This window comes from Caballeronia terrestris, assembly GCF_001544515.1.
GTDB classification, from domain to species: domain Bacteria; phylum Pseudomonadota; class Gammaproteobacteria; order Burkholderiales; family Burkholderiaceae; genus Caballeronia; species Caballeronia terrestris.
This window is the reverse complement of record NZ_FCOL02000002.1, coordinates 321,140-337,392: the sequence shown is the minus strand read 5'-3', so window position 1 is coordinate 337,392 and position 16,253 is coordinate 321,140. Positions and strand designations below refer to the sequence as shown.

Annotated in this window: 12 protein-coding genes and 1 rRNA gene; 11 read left to right on the top strand and 2 right to left on the bottom strand. The window is 62.8% G+C overall.

Going from position 1 to position 16,253, the window contains the following annotated elements:
• Positions 1-173: 173 nt before the first annotated feature.
• Positions 174-287 (top strand): 5S ribosomal RNA (rrf, locus tag AWB67_RS03310).
• A gap of 301 nt (positions 288-588) precedes the next feature.
• On the opposite strand, the gene AWB67_RS03305 is transcribed toward rrf, so the two are convergent.
• Positions 589-1,788 (bottom strand): M20 aminoacylase family protein, encoded by a 1,200-nt coding sequence (locus AWB67_RS03305; RefSeq protein ID WP_087654800.1) that lies wholly within the window; start codon positions 1,786-1,788, stop codon positions 589-591.
• A 167-nt stretch (positions 1,789-1,955) separates the two neighbouring features.
• Between AWB67_RS03305 and AWB67_RS03300 the strand changes: the two genes are divergently transcribed.
• Positions 1,956-4,046, top strand: coding sequence for a molybdopterin-containing oxidoreductase family protein (locus tag AWB67_RS03300; protein ID WP_087654799.1), 2,091 nt, complete (start codon positions 1,956-1,958; stop codon positions 4,044-4,046).
• A gap of 128 nt (positions 4,047-4,174) precedes the next feature.
• The gene (locus tag AWB67_RS03295; RefSeq protein WP_087654798.1) at positions 4,175-5,848 is read left to right on the top strand and encodes a long-chain fatty acid--CoA ligase; all 1,674 of its coding nucleotides are present in this window, start codon (positions 4,175-4,177) and stop codon (positions 5,846-5,848) included.
• A 138-nt stretch (positions 5,849-5,986) separates the two neighbouring features.
• Here the strand turns inward: AWB67_RS03295 and AWB67_RS03290 are convergent, their stop codons facing one another.
• Positions 5,987-7,141, bottom strand: a complete 1,155-nt coding sequence (locus tag AWB67_RS03290; protein WP_087654797.1) for a porin — start codon at positions 7,139-7,141, stop codon at positions 5,987-5,989.
• Positions 7,142-7,479: 338 nt separating this feature from the next.
• On the opposite strand from AWB67_RS03290, the gene coq7 reads away from it, so the two are divergent.
• The 8 genes from coq7 (at position 7,480) to mraY (ending at position 16,243) form a co-directional block, all read left to right on the top strand.
• Positions 7,480-8,136, top strand: a complete 657-nt coding sequence (gene coq7, locus AWB67_RS03285; RefSeq protein WP_087654796.1) for a 2-polyprenyl-3-methyl-6-methoxy-1,4-benzoquinone monooxygenase — start codon at positions 7,480-7,482, stop codon at positions 8,134-8,136.
• 384 nt (positions 8,137-8,520) lie between these two features.
• Positions 8,521-8,949, top strand: coding sequence for a division/cell wall cluster transcriptional repressor MraZ (mraZ, locus tag AWB67_RS03280; protein ID WP_087654795.1), 429 nt, complete (start codon positions 8,521-8,523; stop codon positions 8,947-8,949).
• A gap of 16 nt (positions 8,950-8,965) precedes the next feature.
• Positions 8,966-9,919 carry a 16S rRNA (cytosine(1402)-N(4))-methyltransferase RsmH gene (gene rsmH / locus AWB67_RS03275; protein WP_087654794.1) on the top strand — a complete coding sequence of 318 codons (954 nt, stop codon included), beginning with the start codon at positions 8,966-8,968 and terminating at the stop codon, positions 9,917-9,919.
• The gene (gene ftsL, locus AWB67_RS03270; protein ID WP_025584319.1) at positions 9,916-10,260 is read left to right on the top strand and encodes a cell division protein FtsL; all 345 of its coding nucleotides are present in this window, start codon (positions 9,916-9,918) and stop codon (positions 10,258-10,260) included. The genes rsmH and ftsL overlap by 4 nt, the downstream gene beginning before the upstream one ends.
• Positions 10,257-12,098 (top strand): peptidoglycan D,D-transpeptidase FtsI family protein, encoded by a 1,842-nt coding sequence (locus AWB67_RS03265; RefSeq protein WP_087654793.1) that lies wholly within the window; start codon positions 10,257-10,259, stop codon positions 12,096-12,098. The genes ftsL and AWB67_RS03265 overlap by 4 nt, the downstream gene beginning before the upstream one ends.
• Entirely contained in the window at positions 12,095-13,636 is a 1,542-nt protein-coding gene (locus tag AWB67_RS03260; protein WP_087654792.1) for a UDP-N-acetylmuramoyl-L-alanyl-D-glutamate--2,6-diaminopimelate ligase, read from the top strand. Before AWB67_RS03265 ends, AWB67_RS03260 begins: the two co-directional genes overlap by 4 nt.
• Positions 13,633-15,054, top strand: a complete 1,422-nt coding sequence (locus AWB67_RS03255; RefSeq protein WP_087654791.1) for a UDP-N-acetylmuramoyl-tripeptide--D-alanyl-D-alanine ligase — start codon at positions 13,633-13,635, stop codon at positions 15,052-15,054. The genes AWB67_RS03260 and AWB67_RS03255 overlap by 4 nt, the downstream gene beginning before the upstream one ends.
• A 19-nt stretch (positions 15,055-15,073) precedes the next feature.
• Positions 15,074-16,243 (top strand): phospho-N-acetylmuramoyl-pentapeptide-transferase, encoded by a 1,170-nt coding sequence (gene mraY, locus AWB67_RS03250; protein ID WP_025496821.1) that lies wholly within the window; start codon positions 15,074-15,076, stop codon positions 16,241-16,243.
• The last annotated feature ends 10 nt before the right edge of the window (positions 16,244-16,253 follow it).

Genomic DNA, 16,253 nt, shown 5'->3' with positions numbered 1-16,253 from the left:
GACCCCGCTCCCGAAGGGAGTAGCGCACACCAGGTTGAGTCAAGTGTTGTGCCAACAAGCACAGCCCAAGTAACACCAGTAACACCGAACGCGCTTAACCCGCGCAGTTCGACTACTTCTTCCCAGATTGGTTGTGGCGTCTCCCCCAAGAAACGACACAGCAACAAGTCATGCCTGATGACCATAGCGAGTTGGTACCACCCCTTCCCATCCCGAACAGGACCGTGAAACGACTCCACGCCGATGATAGTGCGGATCTCCCGTGTGAAAGTAGGTAATCGTCAGGCTCCTCATGCGTTAAACAAAAACCCCACCCTTAAAGTGGGGTTTTTGCGTTTCTACCCACTCTCCTGCCGAAAATCTGTCCGAGACAACAAAAACGTCCTCCGGATTGTCGAAAACACTTTCCCACTCACGGTGGAGCGCGGAGTGGTTCGGGTTCGCTTTGAAGGCACTCCTGTCATCTAGCTCAAATCCTCATCGATTTTAGGATTGTCCTCTTATCGACTTGTCCGAGGAAATTAGACCACCACAGTCATGACTGGTCCGGTCAGTAGCAGGCAATACTGTTCAACCGTACGAAAACTCTCATACGCGTCCGCGCGACAGGAAGCGTTCCGCGAGCTTCACCCAATACGTCGATCCGACCGAAAGCAGGCCGTCGTTAAAGTCATAACTCGCGTTATGAAGCATGCACGGTCCTGCGCCGTGTCCGGATTCGCGATGTCCGCCTTCCCCGTTGCCGAGGAACGCATAGCATCCCGGCTTTGCGAGCAGCATGAAGGAAAAGTCCTCGGCGCCCATGGTCGGCTCCACTGATGCGTCGAGTTTGTCTGCCCCCACCACCTCTGCCATCACCGATGCTGCGAACCGCGTCTGCTCCGCGTCGTTGATCGTCGGGGGATAGTTTCGGTGAAAGTGAAGCTCAACGTCGCAATCGTAGGCAGCGGCCGTCGATTCCACGATCTTTCGCATCCGGCTTTCGATCAGATCCAGCGTTTCCACCGTGAACGTCCGCACCGTCCCCGCAAGCGTAGCTTCGTCCGGGACCACGTTGACGGCGTCGCCGGCGTGGATTTGCGTGATCGAAAGCACCGCCGTATCGATCGGTTTCTTGTTGCGCGTGATGATGCTCTGTAGCCCGTTCGCGATCTGAACCGCCGTGAACACGGGATCGTGCCCGTTATGCGGAAGCGCCGCGTGCGAACCCGTGCCGCGAATCTGAATCCGAAACTCGTTGCTCGACGCCATGATCGGTCCTTCCGTCACACCAAAATGGCCCGTCGGCATGCCCGGCCAGTTGTGTATGCCGAACACGGCATCGACGGGAAAGCGCTCGAAAAGACCATCCTCGATCATCGCGCGCGCACCCGCGCCGCCTTCCTCGGCCGGCTGGAAGATGAAGACGACTGTGCCATCGAACGTGCCGTGCTGCGCCAGATGTTTCGCCGCGCCGAGCAGCATCGCGGTGTGCCCGTCGTGGCCGCAGGCGTGCATCCGGCCGGTGTTCTTAGACCGATGGTCGAACGTGTTGACTTCCTGGATGGGCAGGGCGTCCATGTCGGCGCGAAGTCCGATCGACATGTTGCTCGAGCCGCGCTCCAGTACGCCGACCACGCCCGTCTTGCCCAGCCCGCGATGAACAGTGATTCCCCAGCGTTCGAGATTTTCAGCAACCAGTTGCGCCGTTCCGACCTCCTCGTATCGAAGTTCGGGATGCGCGTGGATCGTTCGTCGGAGCGCCTTGATTTCTTCGTGTGCTGCTTCGATTTCTGGAATCAGGTTCATATGAACTGCTCTCGTTTTGCAAAGAAAAATGCTGTGCGCCTTGTGGGGCGCGGCTCGAAGATCATTTTACGCCCCGACAAATTAATCGATCTGACCGGTGCCCAACGGCCAGCCGTAATAAAATCCGCTTATCCGCCTGTTTCGCGCGTTTCCTACCGGACTTCCGCATGAATGCCCCCGCCGTCCCCGCCGAATTTGCCCGCGCCGTTTGCCCGCACGACTGTCCCGACACCTGCGCGATGCGCGTCACCGTGAAGAACGGCAAAGCCGTCAAGGTGAGCGGCGATCCAGACCATCCGCCAACGCAAGGCGTGCTCTGCACGAAAGTCACGCGTTACGCGGATCGCACGCATCACCGAGACCGGCTGCTCATGCCGATGCGTCGCGTCGGGCGCAAGGGCGAAGGCCGTTTCGAAGCGATCGGCTGGGACGAAGCGCTGCGCTTCGCCGCAGAGCGCCTGAAGCCGATCGCGGCCCGCGCGCCCGAGGCGATCCTGCCGTACAGCTACGCGGGGACGATGGGCCTGGTGCAGGGCGAGAGCATCGCGGCGCGGTTTTTCAACGCGCTCGGTGCGTCGCGGCTCGATCGGACGATTTGCGCAGCGGCCGGCGCGGCGGGCCTCAAATATACCTACGGCGCGAGCCTCGGCATGCACACCGAGTATTTCGACGAGAGCGAGCTGATCCTGATCTGGGGCTCGAACCCGATCGCTTCGAACCTGCATTTCTGGACACGCGCGCAGGAGGCCAAGCGGCGCGGCGCGCGGCTGATCGCGATCGATCCGTATCGCTCGCTGACCGCCGAAAAGTGTCATCAGCACATCGCGCTGAAGCCGGGCACCGATGCGGCGCTCGCGCTCGCGATGATCGACGTGTTGATCAAGGAAAACCTGATCGACCGCGAATACATCGACTCTTACACGCTCGGCTTCGTGCAGCTCAAGGCGCGCGCGGCCGAATATCCGCCGGCGCGCGCCGCGCAGATTTGCGGCATCGACGAGCAGGTGATCGTCGAACTGGCGCGCGCGTTCGGCGCGACGAAAAAGGCGTCGATCCGTCTGAACTATGGCATGCAGCGTGTGCGCGGCGGCGGCAATGCAGTTCGGGCGGTCGCGTGTCTGCCATCGCTGACGGGCGCTTGGCGTGAGCGGTCGGGCGGGATGTTGCTGTCATCCTCGGGATGGGCGCCGGTCGATTCCGCCGCGCTCGAACGGCCCGATCTGCTGCTCGGCTGGCCGTCAAAGCTGCCGCGTCTCATCAACATGAACGCACTCGGCGACGCACTTCTCCATCCGGGCGACGTAACGTTCGGCCCGAAGGTCGAGGCACTGATCGTGTACAACTCGAACCCGGTCGCGGTCGCGCCGGATTCGGAAAAAGTCGCGGCGGGCTTCGCGCGTGAAGACTTGTTCACGATCGTCCTCGAGCATTTCCAGACCGATACCGCCGACTACGCCGACCTGATTTTCCCGGCCACCACGCAGCTCGAGCACCTCGATGTCCACAAGTCGTACGGGCATACGCACGTGATGGCGAACTTGCCGGCGATCGCCCCGGTCGGCGGCTCGCGCTCGAATACCGAGATCTTCCGCGGCCTCTCCCGCGCGATGGATCTCACCGATCCGGCCCTCTTCGAAACCGACGAGGAAATCGCGTCGAAGGCGTTTCGCTGGGACGATCCGGCGCTCGCGGGCCAGAGTTGGAACGCGTTGAAGACGGCGGGTTGGGCGCAGCTCAAGCTTGCGGACGCGCCTTTCGCGAACGGCGGTTTCCGCACGCCATCGGGGAAATGCGAGTTCTTTAGCGGGCGTCTGCAGAGTCAGGGCCTCGATCCGCTCCCCGATTACCTTGCGCCCTACGAATCCGCCGATGGCTCACCTGAACTCGCCGCGCGCTATCCGCTCGCAATGATCTCGCCGCCCGCGCGCAACTTCCTGAACAGCAGCTTCGTGAACGTGGAGAGCCTGCGCTCGACCGAAGGCGAGCCGCATCTCGATATCCATCCCGCCGATGCGCAACCGCGCCAGATCGCGGACGGCGAAATCGTGCGTATCTTCAACGATCGCGGATCGATGCAGGCGCGCGTGCGTGTGACCGACCGAGCCCGCGAAGGCGTGGTCGTAGGCTTGTCGATCTGGTGGAAGAAGCTCGCGCCGGACGGCCGCAACGCCAATCAGGTCACGAGCCAGGCGCTGACCGATCTCGGGGGATCGGCGACGTTCTACGATTGCCTCGTCGAGGTGGAACCGGCGCATTGAGCGGTGTGAATCCGAAGGCTCCGAAAGGTGGTGGAGGGTGGCGTCTAACCCGGTTGTGGGAAGCGGAGCGAGCCGTTAGCATTCGTTTTCCGCACGACCATTCTATAAATATATAAAGGAGACGCCGCATGGAAAAAATCTGGCTGAAGTCGTATCCGGCCGGCGTGCCCACGGAAATCGACGCGTCAGCGTACCGCTCGGTTTCGCAACTGCTCGAGGACAGTTTTCGGAAGAATCGCGATCGACGCGCGTTCATCTGTATGGGGCAAGCGATCACGTATGGCGAACTCGACGCGATGTCGCGCAAGCTCGCCGCGTGGTTGCAGTCGAAGGGCCTCCGGCCCGGCGCGCGAGTCGCGCTCATGATGCCGAACGTGCTGCAATATCCGGTCGCGATCGCGGCCGTTTTGCGCGCGGGGTATATCGTCGTCAACGTCAATCCGCTCTATACGCCGCGTGAGCTCGAGCATCAGTTGAAGGACTGCGGCGCGGAAGCGATCGTGCTGCTCGAAAACTTCGCGACCACGCTGCAGGCGGTTGTGAAGAACACGGCGATCAAGCACGTTGTCGTGGCCGCAATGGGCGACCTGATGGGCGTGAAGGGGCTCGTCGTCAACTTCGTCATCCGGCGCGTGAAGAAAATGGTGCCCGAGTGGAATCTGCCCGGTCACGTGCGCTTCAACGACGCCATCGCTCAAGGCGCGCGCGAAACGCTTCAAAGCGTCACGCAGAATCCCGACGACGTCGCGTTTCTCCAGTACACGGGCGGCACGACCGGCGTCGCGAAAGGCGCGACGCTGCTGCACCGGAACCTGATCGCGAACGTGCTGCAGTCGGAAGTGTGGCTCGATCCGGCGCGCAAGAAGCGGCCGGACATCGATCAGTTCGTGTGCGTCGTGGCGCTGCCGCTCTATCACATCTTCGCGCTGACGGTCTGCGGGCTGCTCACGATCCGCACCGGCGGTCTCGGCGTTCTGATCCCCAATCCACGGGATATCGGCGGGACGATCAAGGCGCTCAAGGGCGTTCCGATCAACACGTTCCCCGCCGTCAACACGCTGTACAACGCGTTACTGAACCATCCGGATTTCACGAGCCTCGATTTTTCGAAGCTCGTGTCGGCGAACGGCGGCGGCATGGCCGTGCAGGAAGCGGTGGCGAAGCGCTGGTTCGAGGCGACCGGCGTGCCGATCGTCGAGGGTTACGGGTTGTCGGAAACGTCGCCGTGCGTGACGAGCAACCCGGTGACCGCCACCGAATATACGGGCACGATCGGGCTGCCGTTCCCGTCGACGGAAATCTCCATCCGCGACGACGACAACAACGAACTGCCGCTCGGCGTCGCCGGCGAAATCTGCATCCGGGGACCGCAGGTGATGCCGGGCTACTGGAACCGGCCGGACGAGACGGCCAAGGTCATGACGCCGGATGGCTTCTTCAAATCGGGCGACGTCGGCGTGATGGACGCGCGCGGCTACGTGAAGATCGTCGACCGGAAGAAGGACATGATCCTGGTGTCGGGCTTCAACGTGTATCCGAACGAGATCGAGGATGTCGTCGCGAAGCTGCCGGGCGTGTGCGAAGTCGCGGCGGTCGGCGTGAAGGACCAGAACTCGGGCGAGGCGGTGAAGCTCTTCATCGTCAAGAAGGACCAGAGCCTGACGGAAGCCGACGTGATCGCGTTCTGCAAGGACCAACTGACGGGTTACAAGCGGCCGCGCATCATCGAATTCCGCAGCGATCTGCCGAAGAGTAACGTCGGCAAGATCCTGAGGCGGGAATTGCGCGACGGCAAGGCGTAGACGCCGCATCTCGCGCGAGTAAAAAGCCTTCGCGTCGGGAGACGCGAAGGCTTTTTTGTTGCGTAGCCGCAACGAAAGCGGATAAAAAAAGGCGCCCGAAGGCGCCTTTCCAATCGTGTACTGCTTTGTTCAGACTTATTAGAACTTGTGGCGGATACCGACGATCGCGGCAACCTGGTTCGACGTCGACGACGGCGACAGGCCGTTGATGTTCGCCACTGCTGACGTGTTGGTCGAATCCGTGCCGATTGCGTGCTGGTAGACGCCTGCAACGTAGAAGTCGGTGCGCTTCGACAGGAAGTAGTCCGTGCCAAGCATTGCCTGGTGGTACTTCGCGTCGTTCACGCCGTAACCGTGCGTGTAGTCGTAAGCAATGCCCAGCAGGAGAGCCGGGGTCAGCTGATACTTGAAGTTGATTTCTGCGTTGTGGAAACGTGCGGAGCCGCCGTAGCCCAGCGGGTTCAGCCCGGCTTCGGAGCCCAGATCCTTGAACGCGGTGTTGCTGTACGTCACGCCAACGGTTGCTGCGGCGAACGTGTAGGCAGCGCCAGCCGAGATCACTTCCTGCGTGCGCGCCGATGCATAGCCCGAGTACACGCGGCTGCCGCTCATGTTCGAACCGGTCGCGCTCGACGTTGCGTTGTTGCCGAAGAACGAGAAGTTCGGATCCTTGACGTTCAGGTAGCCAGCGCCGAATTGCAGCGGACCCTGGTTATAGCCAACACCCAGCGACCAGATCTGGTTGCGGTTGAACTGGCCGGCGTTGCCGCCCAGGCTGTACAGGCCGCCGAACGTGAAACCACCGTAGTTCGTGCTCGTGTACTTGACCGCGTTGTTCACGCGGTTCGAGTTGTTCATGTTGTCCAGGTCGCCCGGGTGCGCACCGAAGCGCGTGCCCCACTGACTACCGACTTCGAGTGCGCCGGTGTAGTCAACGACGGAGTCGTACTGACGACCGAGCGTGACCGTACCGAACTGGCTCGTGGACAGACCGACGTAGGCTTGACGGCCGAACTCGTCGCCGCCTTGGCCCAGACGGCCGGTCATGAGGTCAAAGCCGTTTTCCAACACGAACAGGGCCTTCATACCGCCGCCCAGATCTTCCGTGCCACGCAGGCCCCAACGGCTGCCCTGCAAGCTACCGCTCATCAGCGAGTACAGTTGATTGCCGCTGCTGTTGTTGTTAAACACGAAACCAGCGTCGACGATGCCGTACAGCGTCACGCTGCTCTGTGCTTGAGCGGCACCAGCAAACGTGCCCAATGCGGCCAGAGCGAGAAGCGACTTTTTCATTGAAATGATCTCCAAGGATGTTGAAACTGTTTGGCAAGGTCACTGTTCTAGCGCCAGTGTGTTGACGTCCCCGCCGGGTACTTCCAAAGAAGTTGACCGTAATGTAACAAAGAGGCTTTTGCGAACAAAGGAAAAGCCGACCATCTGGTCATGCCCTGTGACGTTTACGCAACATGCGCTAAAATCCCGGTTCCGCTCATTTTTGCGACCTGGGTCTGCCCTAATTCCAAAGCGGGACAAGTTTCCGGAGCTTTATTGAGAGAAGGGCGGGAGCATGCGAATTGCTCAGGATCGCGAAGAGAGAACGTCTTGAAAAGGCTGGCTGAAGGGAGGTGCGAATGACGCTTGACGAACTGATTACCGAGTTCGATCGCGGTTTGCGATCGATGGCGGGCGTAAGCCGCATGTCCCGTCCGGTTCCGGAGTCGAAGGCGGCCGGTCACGTCGACGAGTACGGCATGCCGGCGCCAGCCCCCGAACTGACCGACGAGGAAAAGGCGCATTCGGCGGGGCTGATGCGCGTGAATCACGTCGGCGAGGTGTGCGCGCAGGCGCTTTATCAGGCGCAGAAGCTCGCAACTCACTCGCCCGCGCTCAAGGACGATTTCGAGCGCGCCGCGCGCGAGGAAGAAGACCACCTCGCGTGGACCACGCAACGTCTAAAGGAACTCGATTCGCGGCCGAGCCTGCTGAATCCGTTGTGGTACGCCGGATCGCTTGCGATCGGGTTCGTCGCCGGGCGATTCGGCGATCGCGCGAGCCTCGGCTTCATGGCGGAAACCGAGCGCCAGGTCGAGCATCATCTTGACGGCCACATGAAGAAGCTGCCGGCCAACGATCTCGCGTCGCGCGCGATCGTCGAGCAGATGCGGCTTGATGAGAGCGTGCACGCGTCGGCGGCGGTGGCGGCGGGCGGATCCGAAGTGCCCTTCCCGATTCGCGCGCTGATGAAGGCGGCATCGAAGGTGATGACGACCACGGCGTATCGCGTCTGACCCCCCTCGGGCGGTGGGACGCCATCCCACCGCGCGCGTTATCCCTTCGCTGTCCCGAAAATGCCGCGAACCCGCCTTGCAGATCCTTTACGATTCGCGCGCTTCCCCCGTGCATTTCACGTAGTACCTTCAGAGTCCGCACTAGCTCATTCATTCATAACGGTTTTCAATTTCCGCGCTAGTTCAAGCTCCCACGCTAAGTCCTTGTTCTGGAAAACAAAATTAATTAAATAAAAGGTCTGAGCCTTGACCCTACAAATGCGTTCCTCTAAAGTGGGAGAAGGTGTGAGAAAGTGTATTTTCGTGTGATTTCAGGCGCACTTTCCAGCATATTTTCGACAGAGCGAGGCGCCGACGCGGCGCCGTCAAAAGGGGAGAGGGCGAGTGTTCCAAGGGGCGTCGGCGCTGACGCTCGATGCGAAAGGGCGGATGTCGGTTCCGTCTCGCTATCGGGAAGCGCTGCAAGCACAGGCAGAAGGCCGGGTGACGCTCACGAAGAGCCCGGATGGATGCCTGTTGCTCTTTCCTCGCCCGGAGTGGGAAGTCTTTCGCGCCAAAGTCGCCGCGCTTCCGATGGAAGCCGCCTGGTGGCAGCGCATTTTCCTTGGCAACGCGATGGACGTCGAACTCGACACGGCGGGGCGTGTGCTCGTGTCGCCGGAATTGCGCTCGGCGGCATTGCTTGAAAAGAACGTGACGCTGCTCGGCATGGGCAATCGCTTCGAGCTGTGGGACGCGGACACCTACGCCGCGAAGGAAGCGGCGGCGATGGCGCAGGGCATGCCCGAGTCGCTCAAGAATTTCACTTTCTGACGCGGCGCTGATCAAGATGGCACCTGCGATGGGAAACGAGTTGCAGCATCGCACGGTGCTGCTGGATGAAGCGGTAGATGCATTGGTCACGCGCACGGACGGTATCTATATAGATGGCACGTTCGGGCGCGGCGGCCACAGTCGTGCGGTATTGGCGAAGCTGGGTGGTGCGGGGCGTCTGATCGCTTTCGACAAGGATCCGCTCGCCATCGCCACGGCGCAACAAATAGAGGACTCACGCTTTTCGATCGTGCACGACAGCTTTGCTGCCCTGCGCGACGCGGCGAGCGAACGAGGAGTAGCGCGGGTATCGGGTGTGTTGCTGGATCTGGGGGTGTCGTCGCCGCAGGTGGACGATCCGGGTCGCGGCTTCAGCTTCAGGGCCGAGGGCCCGCTCGACATGCGGATGGACCCGACTCGCGGCGAGTCGGCGGCCGAGTGGCTCGCGCGGGCAACGGTGCAGGAATTGACGGAGGTGATCAGAGATTATGGGGAAGAACGGTTTGCTTTTCAGATTGCAAAGGCGCTTGTTGCTCGCCGGGCAGAGTCCGACCGTCTTGGGCCTCTCGTCAGCACGAGCGAGCTTGCCCAAATCGTGGGTCACGTCGTCAAAACCCGTGAGAAGGGCAAGGATCCGGCAACCCGCACCTTTCAGGCTATACGGATTCACATCAATCAAGAGCTTGCGGAGCTGCAGGTAGTCCTGGAACACGCATTGGGTTTGCTGGAGCAAGGGGGCCGGCTGGTCGTGATCAGCTTTCATTCGCTCGAGGATCGGATCGTCAAGCGGTTCATGCAGGCGCACGCAAGTGCGCCTGCGGTCGATCGTCGCCTGCCGATCCGCGCCGTCGATCTGCCCAGCCCACCGATGCGGATCGTCGGCCGGGTGTTCGCGAGCGACGCCGAAGTCGCAGGCAACCCGCGCGCGCGTTCCGCCGTGATGCGTATCGCGGAGCGGATCGCGCCATGAACCGCCTCAACATTTTCCTGTTGATCGTCGTGCTCGGGTGCGCGTTGTCGGTCGTCAGCGCGACCAATCAGCAGCGGCAGATTTTCATCGAATTGCAGCGGGCGCAGTCGCAGGAGCGCCAGCTTCAGCAGGATTACTCGCAGTTGCAGTATCAGCAGAGCGCGTTGTCCAAAACGTCGCGTATCGAGCAGTTGGCTACTACCTCCTTGAAGATGCAGCCCGTGAGCACCGGCCGCACGCAATACCTCACTTACGATCCGGCGACCTCCAAGGCCGCCGATGCCCCCATGCCGCCGCCGCTGCCGGCGTCGGCACCTCCTGCGCGCGGAGCGAAGCGATGAAGAAATCCGCGAAGCAGAAGGGCGTGGCGTTCACGCCCAACCCGATCCTTTCGGTGCGCCTGCCGATGTGGCGCTCGAAGTTCGTCGTGTTCCTGCTGTTCATGGCGTTCGTCGCGCTCGCCGCGCGCGCGTTCTGGATCCAGGGCCCCGGCAACGCGTTTTTCAAGAAGCAGGGCGAGAGCCGCTATCAGCGCACGCTCGAACTGCCGGCGACGCGCGGCCAGATTCGCGACCGCAACGGGCTCGTGCTCGCGACGAGCCTTCCGGTCAAGGCGATCTGGGCGATTCCCGAAGCCGTGCCGGACGACCTCGGCGCGGACAAGCTCGCCGAATTGTCGAAACTGCTCGACATGACGCAGAAGGAATTGCGCGCGAAATTGTCGGTCGACAAGACCTTCGTCTACGTGAAGCGCCAAGTGCCGCTCGAAACCGCGCAGAAAGTCGCGGCGCTCGACATTCCGGGCATTTATTCGCGCGGCGAATACAAGCGCTTCTATCCGGAAGGCGAAATCACCGCGCATCTGATCGGCTTTACTAATATTGAAGACAAGGGCCAGGAAGGCGTCGAACTCGGCGACCAGCACGTGCTGGCCGGCACGCCGGGCATGCGACGCGTGATCAAGGACCGGATGGGTCACATCATCGAGGACGTCGACGAGCAGGTCGTACCCCATAACGGCAACGACGTCGATCTCTCGATCGACAGCAAGATCCAGTACATCGCGTACACGAACCTGAAGGCGGCGGTCGAGAAGTCGAAGGCGAAGGCAGGCGCGGCAATCGTGATCGACGTGAAGACGGGCGAAGTGCTCGCGCTCGTCAACTATCCCACTTACAACCCGAACGACCGCTCGCGGATGACCGGCGAGCAGTTGCGCAACCGCATCCTCACGGACACCTTCGAGCCCGGCTCGATCATGAAGCCGTTTACGGTGTCGCTCGCGCTGGATCTGCATCGCGTGTCGCCGAATACGCTCGTGGAGACGGGCGGCGGCGTGTTCGTCCTCGACGGCGCGCGCATCACCGACGACGCCGGTTTCGGCACGCTGACGGTCGGCGGCGTGATCCAGAAGTCGAGCAATATCGGCGCGACCAAGATCGCAATGCAGCTGCGCCCGGAAGAAATGTGGAACATGTATACGAGCATCGGCCTGGGACAGGCGCCGAAGGTCGGCTTCCCGGGCGCGGTCTCCGGGCGTCTGCGGCCGTGGAAAAGCTGGCGCCGCATCGAGCAGGCGACGATGTCGTACGGCTATGGACTGTCGGCGTCGCTGTTCCAGCTCGCGCGCGCCTATACGACGATCGCGCACGACGGCCAGGTGGTTCCGGTTTCGATTTTTCGCACGCCCGGCGACCAGCCGGTGCAGGGCTCGCAGGTCTTCGCGGCGACCACCGCGCGTGAAGTCCGCGCGATGCTCGAAACCGTGACGGCGAAGGGCGGCACGTCGCCGGATGCGGCGGTGCCGGGATATCGCGTCGGTGGCAAGAGCGGCACGGCGTACAAGCACGCAGGCCGCGGCTACGACAAATCGAAATATCGCGCGTCGTTCGTCGGCATGGGGCCGATGCCGAATCCGCGCATCGTCGTAGCGGTGTCCGTCGACGAACCGACGGTCGGCAGCCACTTCGGCGGACAGGTGTCGGGGCCGGTGTTCTCGGCGATCGCCGGCGACACGCTGCGCGCGCTCAACGTCCCGCCCGACATGCCCGTCAAGCAGATGGTGGTGAACGACGAATCGGGCGCGGCGTCCCAGCCGGCCGCGACGACAGCGCCACAGAACGCGAAAAAGCTCGCGGTATCGAGCAGCAACAAGACGCATCCGGGAGTGGTTCGATGAACGCTTCCACGAAGTCGAAGGCGCAGAAAGACATCGCGCAGGCCGTGCAATGGCTGCGCGCGCACGCTCAACCGAACGCGCAACTGCACGCCGACACGCGCTCGCTGAAAAGCGGCGACGTGTTTTTCGCGTACGCCGTCGATGGCGCGGACAACCGCCAGTACATCGACGCCGCGCTCGCGAGCGGCGCGGCCGCTGCGCTCTATCAACCGGAAAACTTTGGCGGCAAGCCCGACGCCACGAAAACGCTCGCCGTGAAGGCGCTGAATGAACTCGCCGGTCCGATCGCCGCCGCGTGGTACGGCGAACCGACCGATTCGATGTTGACCGTCGGCGTGACCGGCACGAATGGCAAGACGTCGTGCAGCCAGTGGCTCGCCACCGCGTTGACGGCGCTCGGCAGTCCGTGCGCGATCGTCGGTACGCTCGGGATCGGAATGCCGGGCAAGCTCGTCGCGAGCGGCTTCACCACGCCCGACGCGCCGCAACTCCAGCGCAATCTCGCGCAATTGAAGGCCGATGGCGCGCAGGGCGTCGTGATGGAAGTGTCGTCGCATGCGCTGCATCAGGGGCGCGTGAACGGCACGAATTTCGACATCGCTATCTTCACGAATCTCACGCAGGACCACCTCGACTATCACGTCACGTTCGACGCGTACGAAGCCGCGAAGGCGCGTCTTTTCGCGTGGCCTTCGCTGAAGTCGGCGATCGTCAATCGCGACGATGCCGCCGGCCAGCGCCTGATCGAAGCGTTGCGCGGCAAGGTCCGCACGATTGCTTACGGCGTCGAGATCGCAGCCGAAGCCGCACCGCGCGCCGACGCGTTGCTGCTCGCCACCAACGTCCGCGCGACGGCGAACGGCACGGCGTTCCACCTTTTGTCGGATTGGGGAGAGGCCGATGTCGAAGTCGGCACACTTGGCGTGTTCAACGTGAGCAACCTGCTCGCGGTGCTCGGCGCGCTGCTCGAAACGGGCGTCCCGCTCAACGGCGCGCTCGCGCAGATCACGAAGCTCGAATCGGTGAACGGACGCATGCAGCGCTTGGGCGGCCGCTTGCAGAACGACGAACCGCTCGTCGTGATCGACTTCGCGCACACGCCCGACGCCCTCGACAAAACCCTCGCCGCGTTGCGCCCGATCGCCGAAGCCCGCAGCGGCGGACTCGTCTGCATGTTCGGCTGCGGCGGCGACCGCGATGCAACCAAGCGTCCGCTCATGGGCGCGATCGCGGAGAAGCTCGCGGATCAAGTAGTGATCACTAGCGACAACCCGCGCAGCGAAGACCCGCAAGCCATCATCGACCAGATCGCGGGCGGCATGAGCGACGCGTCGAAGGCACGCCGCATCGAAGACCGCGCGAGCGCGATCCTGCAGGCGATCCGCACGGCGGCGAAGGAAGACGTGATCGTGCTGGCCGGAAAAGGGCACGAAGCCACGCAGGAAATCATGGGAAAGAAACGCGTCTTCTCTGATCAGGATCACGCGCGCCTCGCGCTCGCCGCACGCGCCACGCATACGCGCGGAGGTGGCGAATGACGATGTTCACGTTGCGCGAAGCCGCCGCGCTGATTCCGGGCGCTGTCGTCGTTGGCGATGAAAACGTCGTGTTCCACCGCGTCTCGACGGATAGCCGCACGGTAGGAGCCGGGGATCTGTTCGTCGCGGTGAAGGGCGATCGTTTCGATGCGCATGATTTCCTGAAACAGGTGGCGGAGCGCGGGACCACGGCGGCACTGGTATCGCGCGTGCCTGCTGATGTGTCCCTTCCAGTCATCAAGGTAAAGGACACGCGCGCGGCGCTCGGTGCGCTTGCGAACGGATGGCGCAAGCGCTTCACGATGCCGCTCGTCGCCGTCACCGGCAGCAACGGCAAGACGACGGTCAAGGAAATGATCGCGTCGATCTTCGCGACGGCGGTCGGCGTCGACGCGCGCATGGCGACGGCGGGCAATTTCAACAACGACATCGGCTTGCCGCTCACGTTGTTTCGCCTGAATGCGCAGCATCGGCTGGCGGTCGTCGAGCTCGGGATGAACCACCCGGGCGAAACCGACGCGCTCGGCAAGATCGCCGCGCCGACGGTTGCCGTGGTGAACAACGCGCAGCGCGAGCATCAGGAATTCATGGCGACGGTGGAAGCGGTCGCGCTGGAGCACGCGTCGGTGATCCACGCGCTCGGCGAGACCGGCACGGCCGTCTTCCCTGCCGACGACGCCTACGCCAGCATCTGGCGCGTTGCCGCGACGGGCAATCCGATCATCGATTTCGCGCTTTCAGGCGATGCGTCGAAGGCGGCAGTAACGGGCCGCGTCGACGGGACGAATGTCGCGATCGTGACGCCGCAAGGTCCGCTGACCGTCGCGCTGCGCGTGCTGGGCGAGCACAACGCGCGCAACGCGCTCGCGGCAACGGCGGCGGCATTGGCGGCGGGCGTTTCGCTCGATGCGATCAAGCGCGGCCTCGAAGCCTTCGAGCCGGTGAAAGGGCGCCTGCAGGTGAAGCGCGCAGCCGTCGATCCGATCGAAGGCGCAACCGTCATCGACGATACGTACAACTCGAACCCGGATTCGATGCGCGCCGCCATCGACGTGCTGGCGTCGCAGCCGTCGCCGCGCGTCCTCGTGATGGGCGACATGGGCGAAGTCGGCGACCAGGGCCCGGCGTTTCATCGCGAAGTGGGCGCGTATGCGGCGGAGCGCGGTATCGACGCGCTCTACGCGCTTGGCGACGCCAGCGCCGCGTCGGCCAAGGCGTTCCATTCGGCGGCATCGAATAAAAGCGCGAAGCACTTTACCGATGCGCACGAACTCATTGCAGCACTGACCCGCGCCGGCTTCGGACCCGGCGCAACGTTTCTCGTGAAAGGCTCGCGTTTCATGCAGATGGAACGCGTGGTGGACGCCGTGACGAGTCCACACCAACCCGCTCCGGGCACAGCGCCCGGTGCACACTGAATAGAAGAGAAGGACCAGCATGCTACTCGCACTCGCGCAATGGCTCCAGAATGACGCCAGCTTCATGCGCGTGTTCATCTACATCACGTTCCGCGCCGTGGGTGCCACGGCGACGGCGCTTTTGATCGGCCTCGTCTGCGGACCGTGGGTGATCCGCAAACTGACAGCGATGAAAGTCGGTCAAGCCGTGCGCAAGGACGGCCCGCAGACGCACCTCGTCAAATCCGGCACGCCGACGATGGGCGGCGTTTTGATCCTGCTCGGCATCGCGGTATCGACGCTGCTCTGGGCCGATCTCACGAACCGCTTCGTGTGGATCGTGATGCTCGTCACGTTCGGCTACGGCGTGATCGGCTGGGTGGACGACTACCGGAAGGTGGTTCACAAGGACCCGCGCGGCATGTCGTCGCGCGAGAAGTATTTCTGGCAATCGGTGATCGGCTTGTTCGCGGCCGTGTATCTGGCGTTCAGCGTGTCCGAGGCGAACAACGCACGCGTCTTCGATCTCTTCATGGCGTGGGTAAGGAGCGGCCTTTCGATGGGCCTGCCCGCGCGCGCCGACCTGATGCTGCCGTTCGTCAAGGCGATCAGCTACCCGCTCGGCGTGTGGGGCTTCATCGCGCTGACGTATTTCGTGATCGTCGGCGCGAGCAACGCCGTGAATCTCACCGACGGCCTCGACGGCCTCGTGATCATGCCCGTCGTGCTGGTGGGCGCATCGCTCGGCGCGTTCGCGTACGTGATGGGCAGCTCGGTTTACTCGAAGTACCTGCTGTTCCCGCACATTCCCGGCGCGGGCGAACTCCTGATCTTCTGCTCGGCGATGGGCGGCGCGGGGCTCGCGTTCCTCTGGTACAACACGCACCCCGCGCAGGTCTTCATGGGCGATGTCGGCGCGCTCGCGCTCGGCGGCGCGCTCGGCACGATCGCCGTAATCGTGCGTCAGGAAATCGTGCTCTTCATCATGGGCGGCATTTTCGTGGCGGAAACGCTGTCGGTGATGCTGCAGGTGTTCTGGTTCAAGTACACGAAGCGCCGCTACGGCGAAGGACGGCGCGTCTTCAAGATGGCGCCGCTGCATCACCACTATGAATTGTCGGGCTGGACCGAGACGCAGGTCGTCGTGCGTTTCTGGATCATCACGCTGATGTTGTGTCTCTTCGGGCTCTCCACGCTCAAGTTGCGTTGAATCGTTGTCA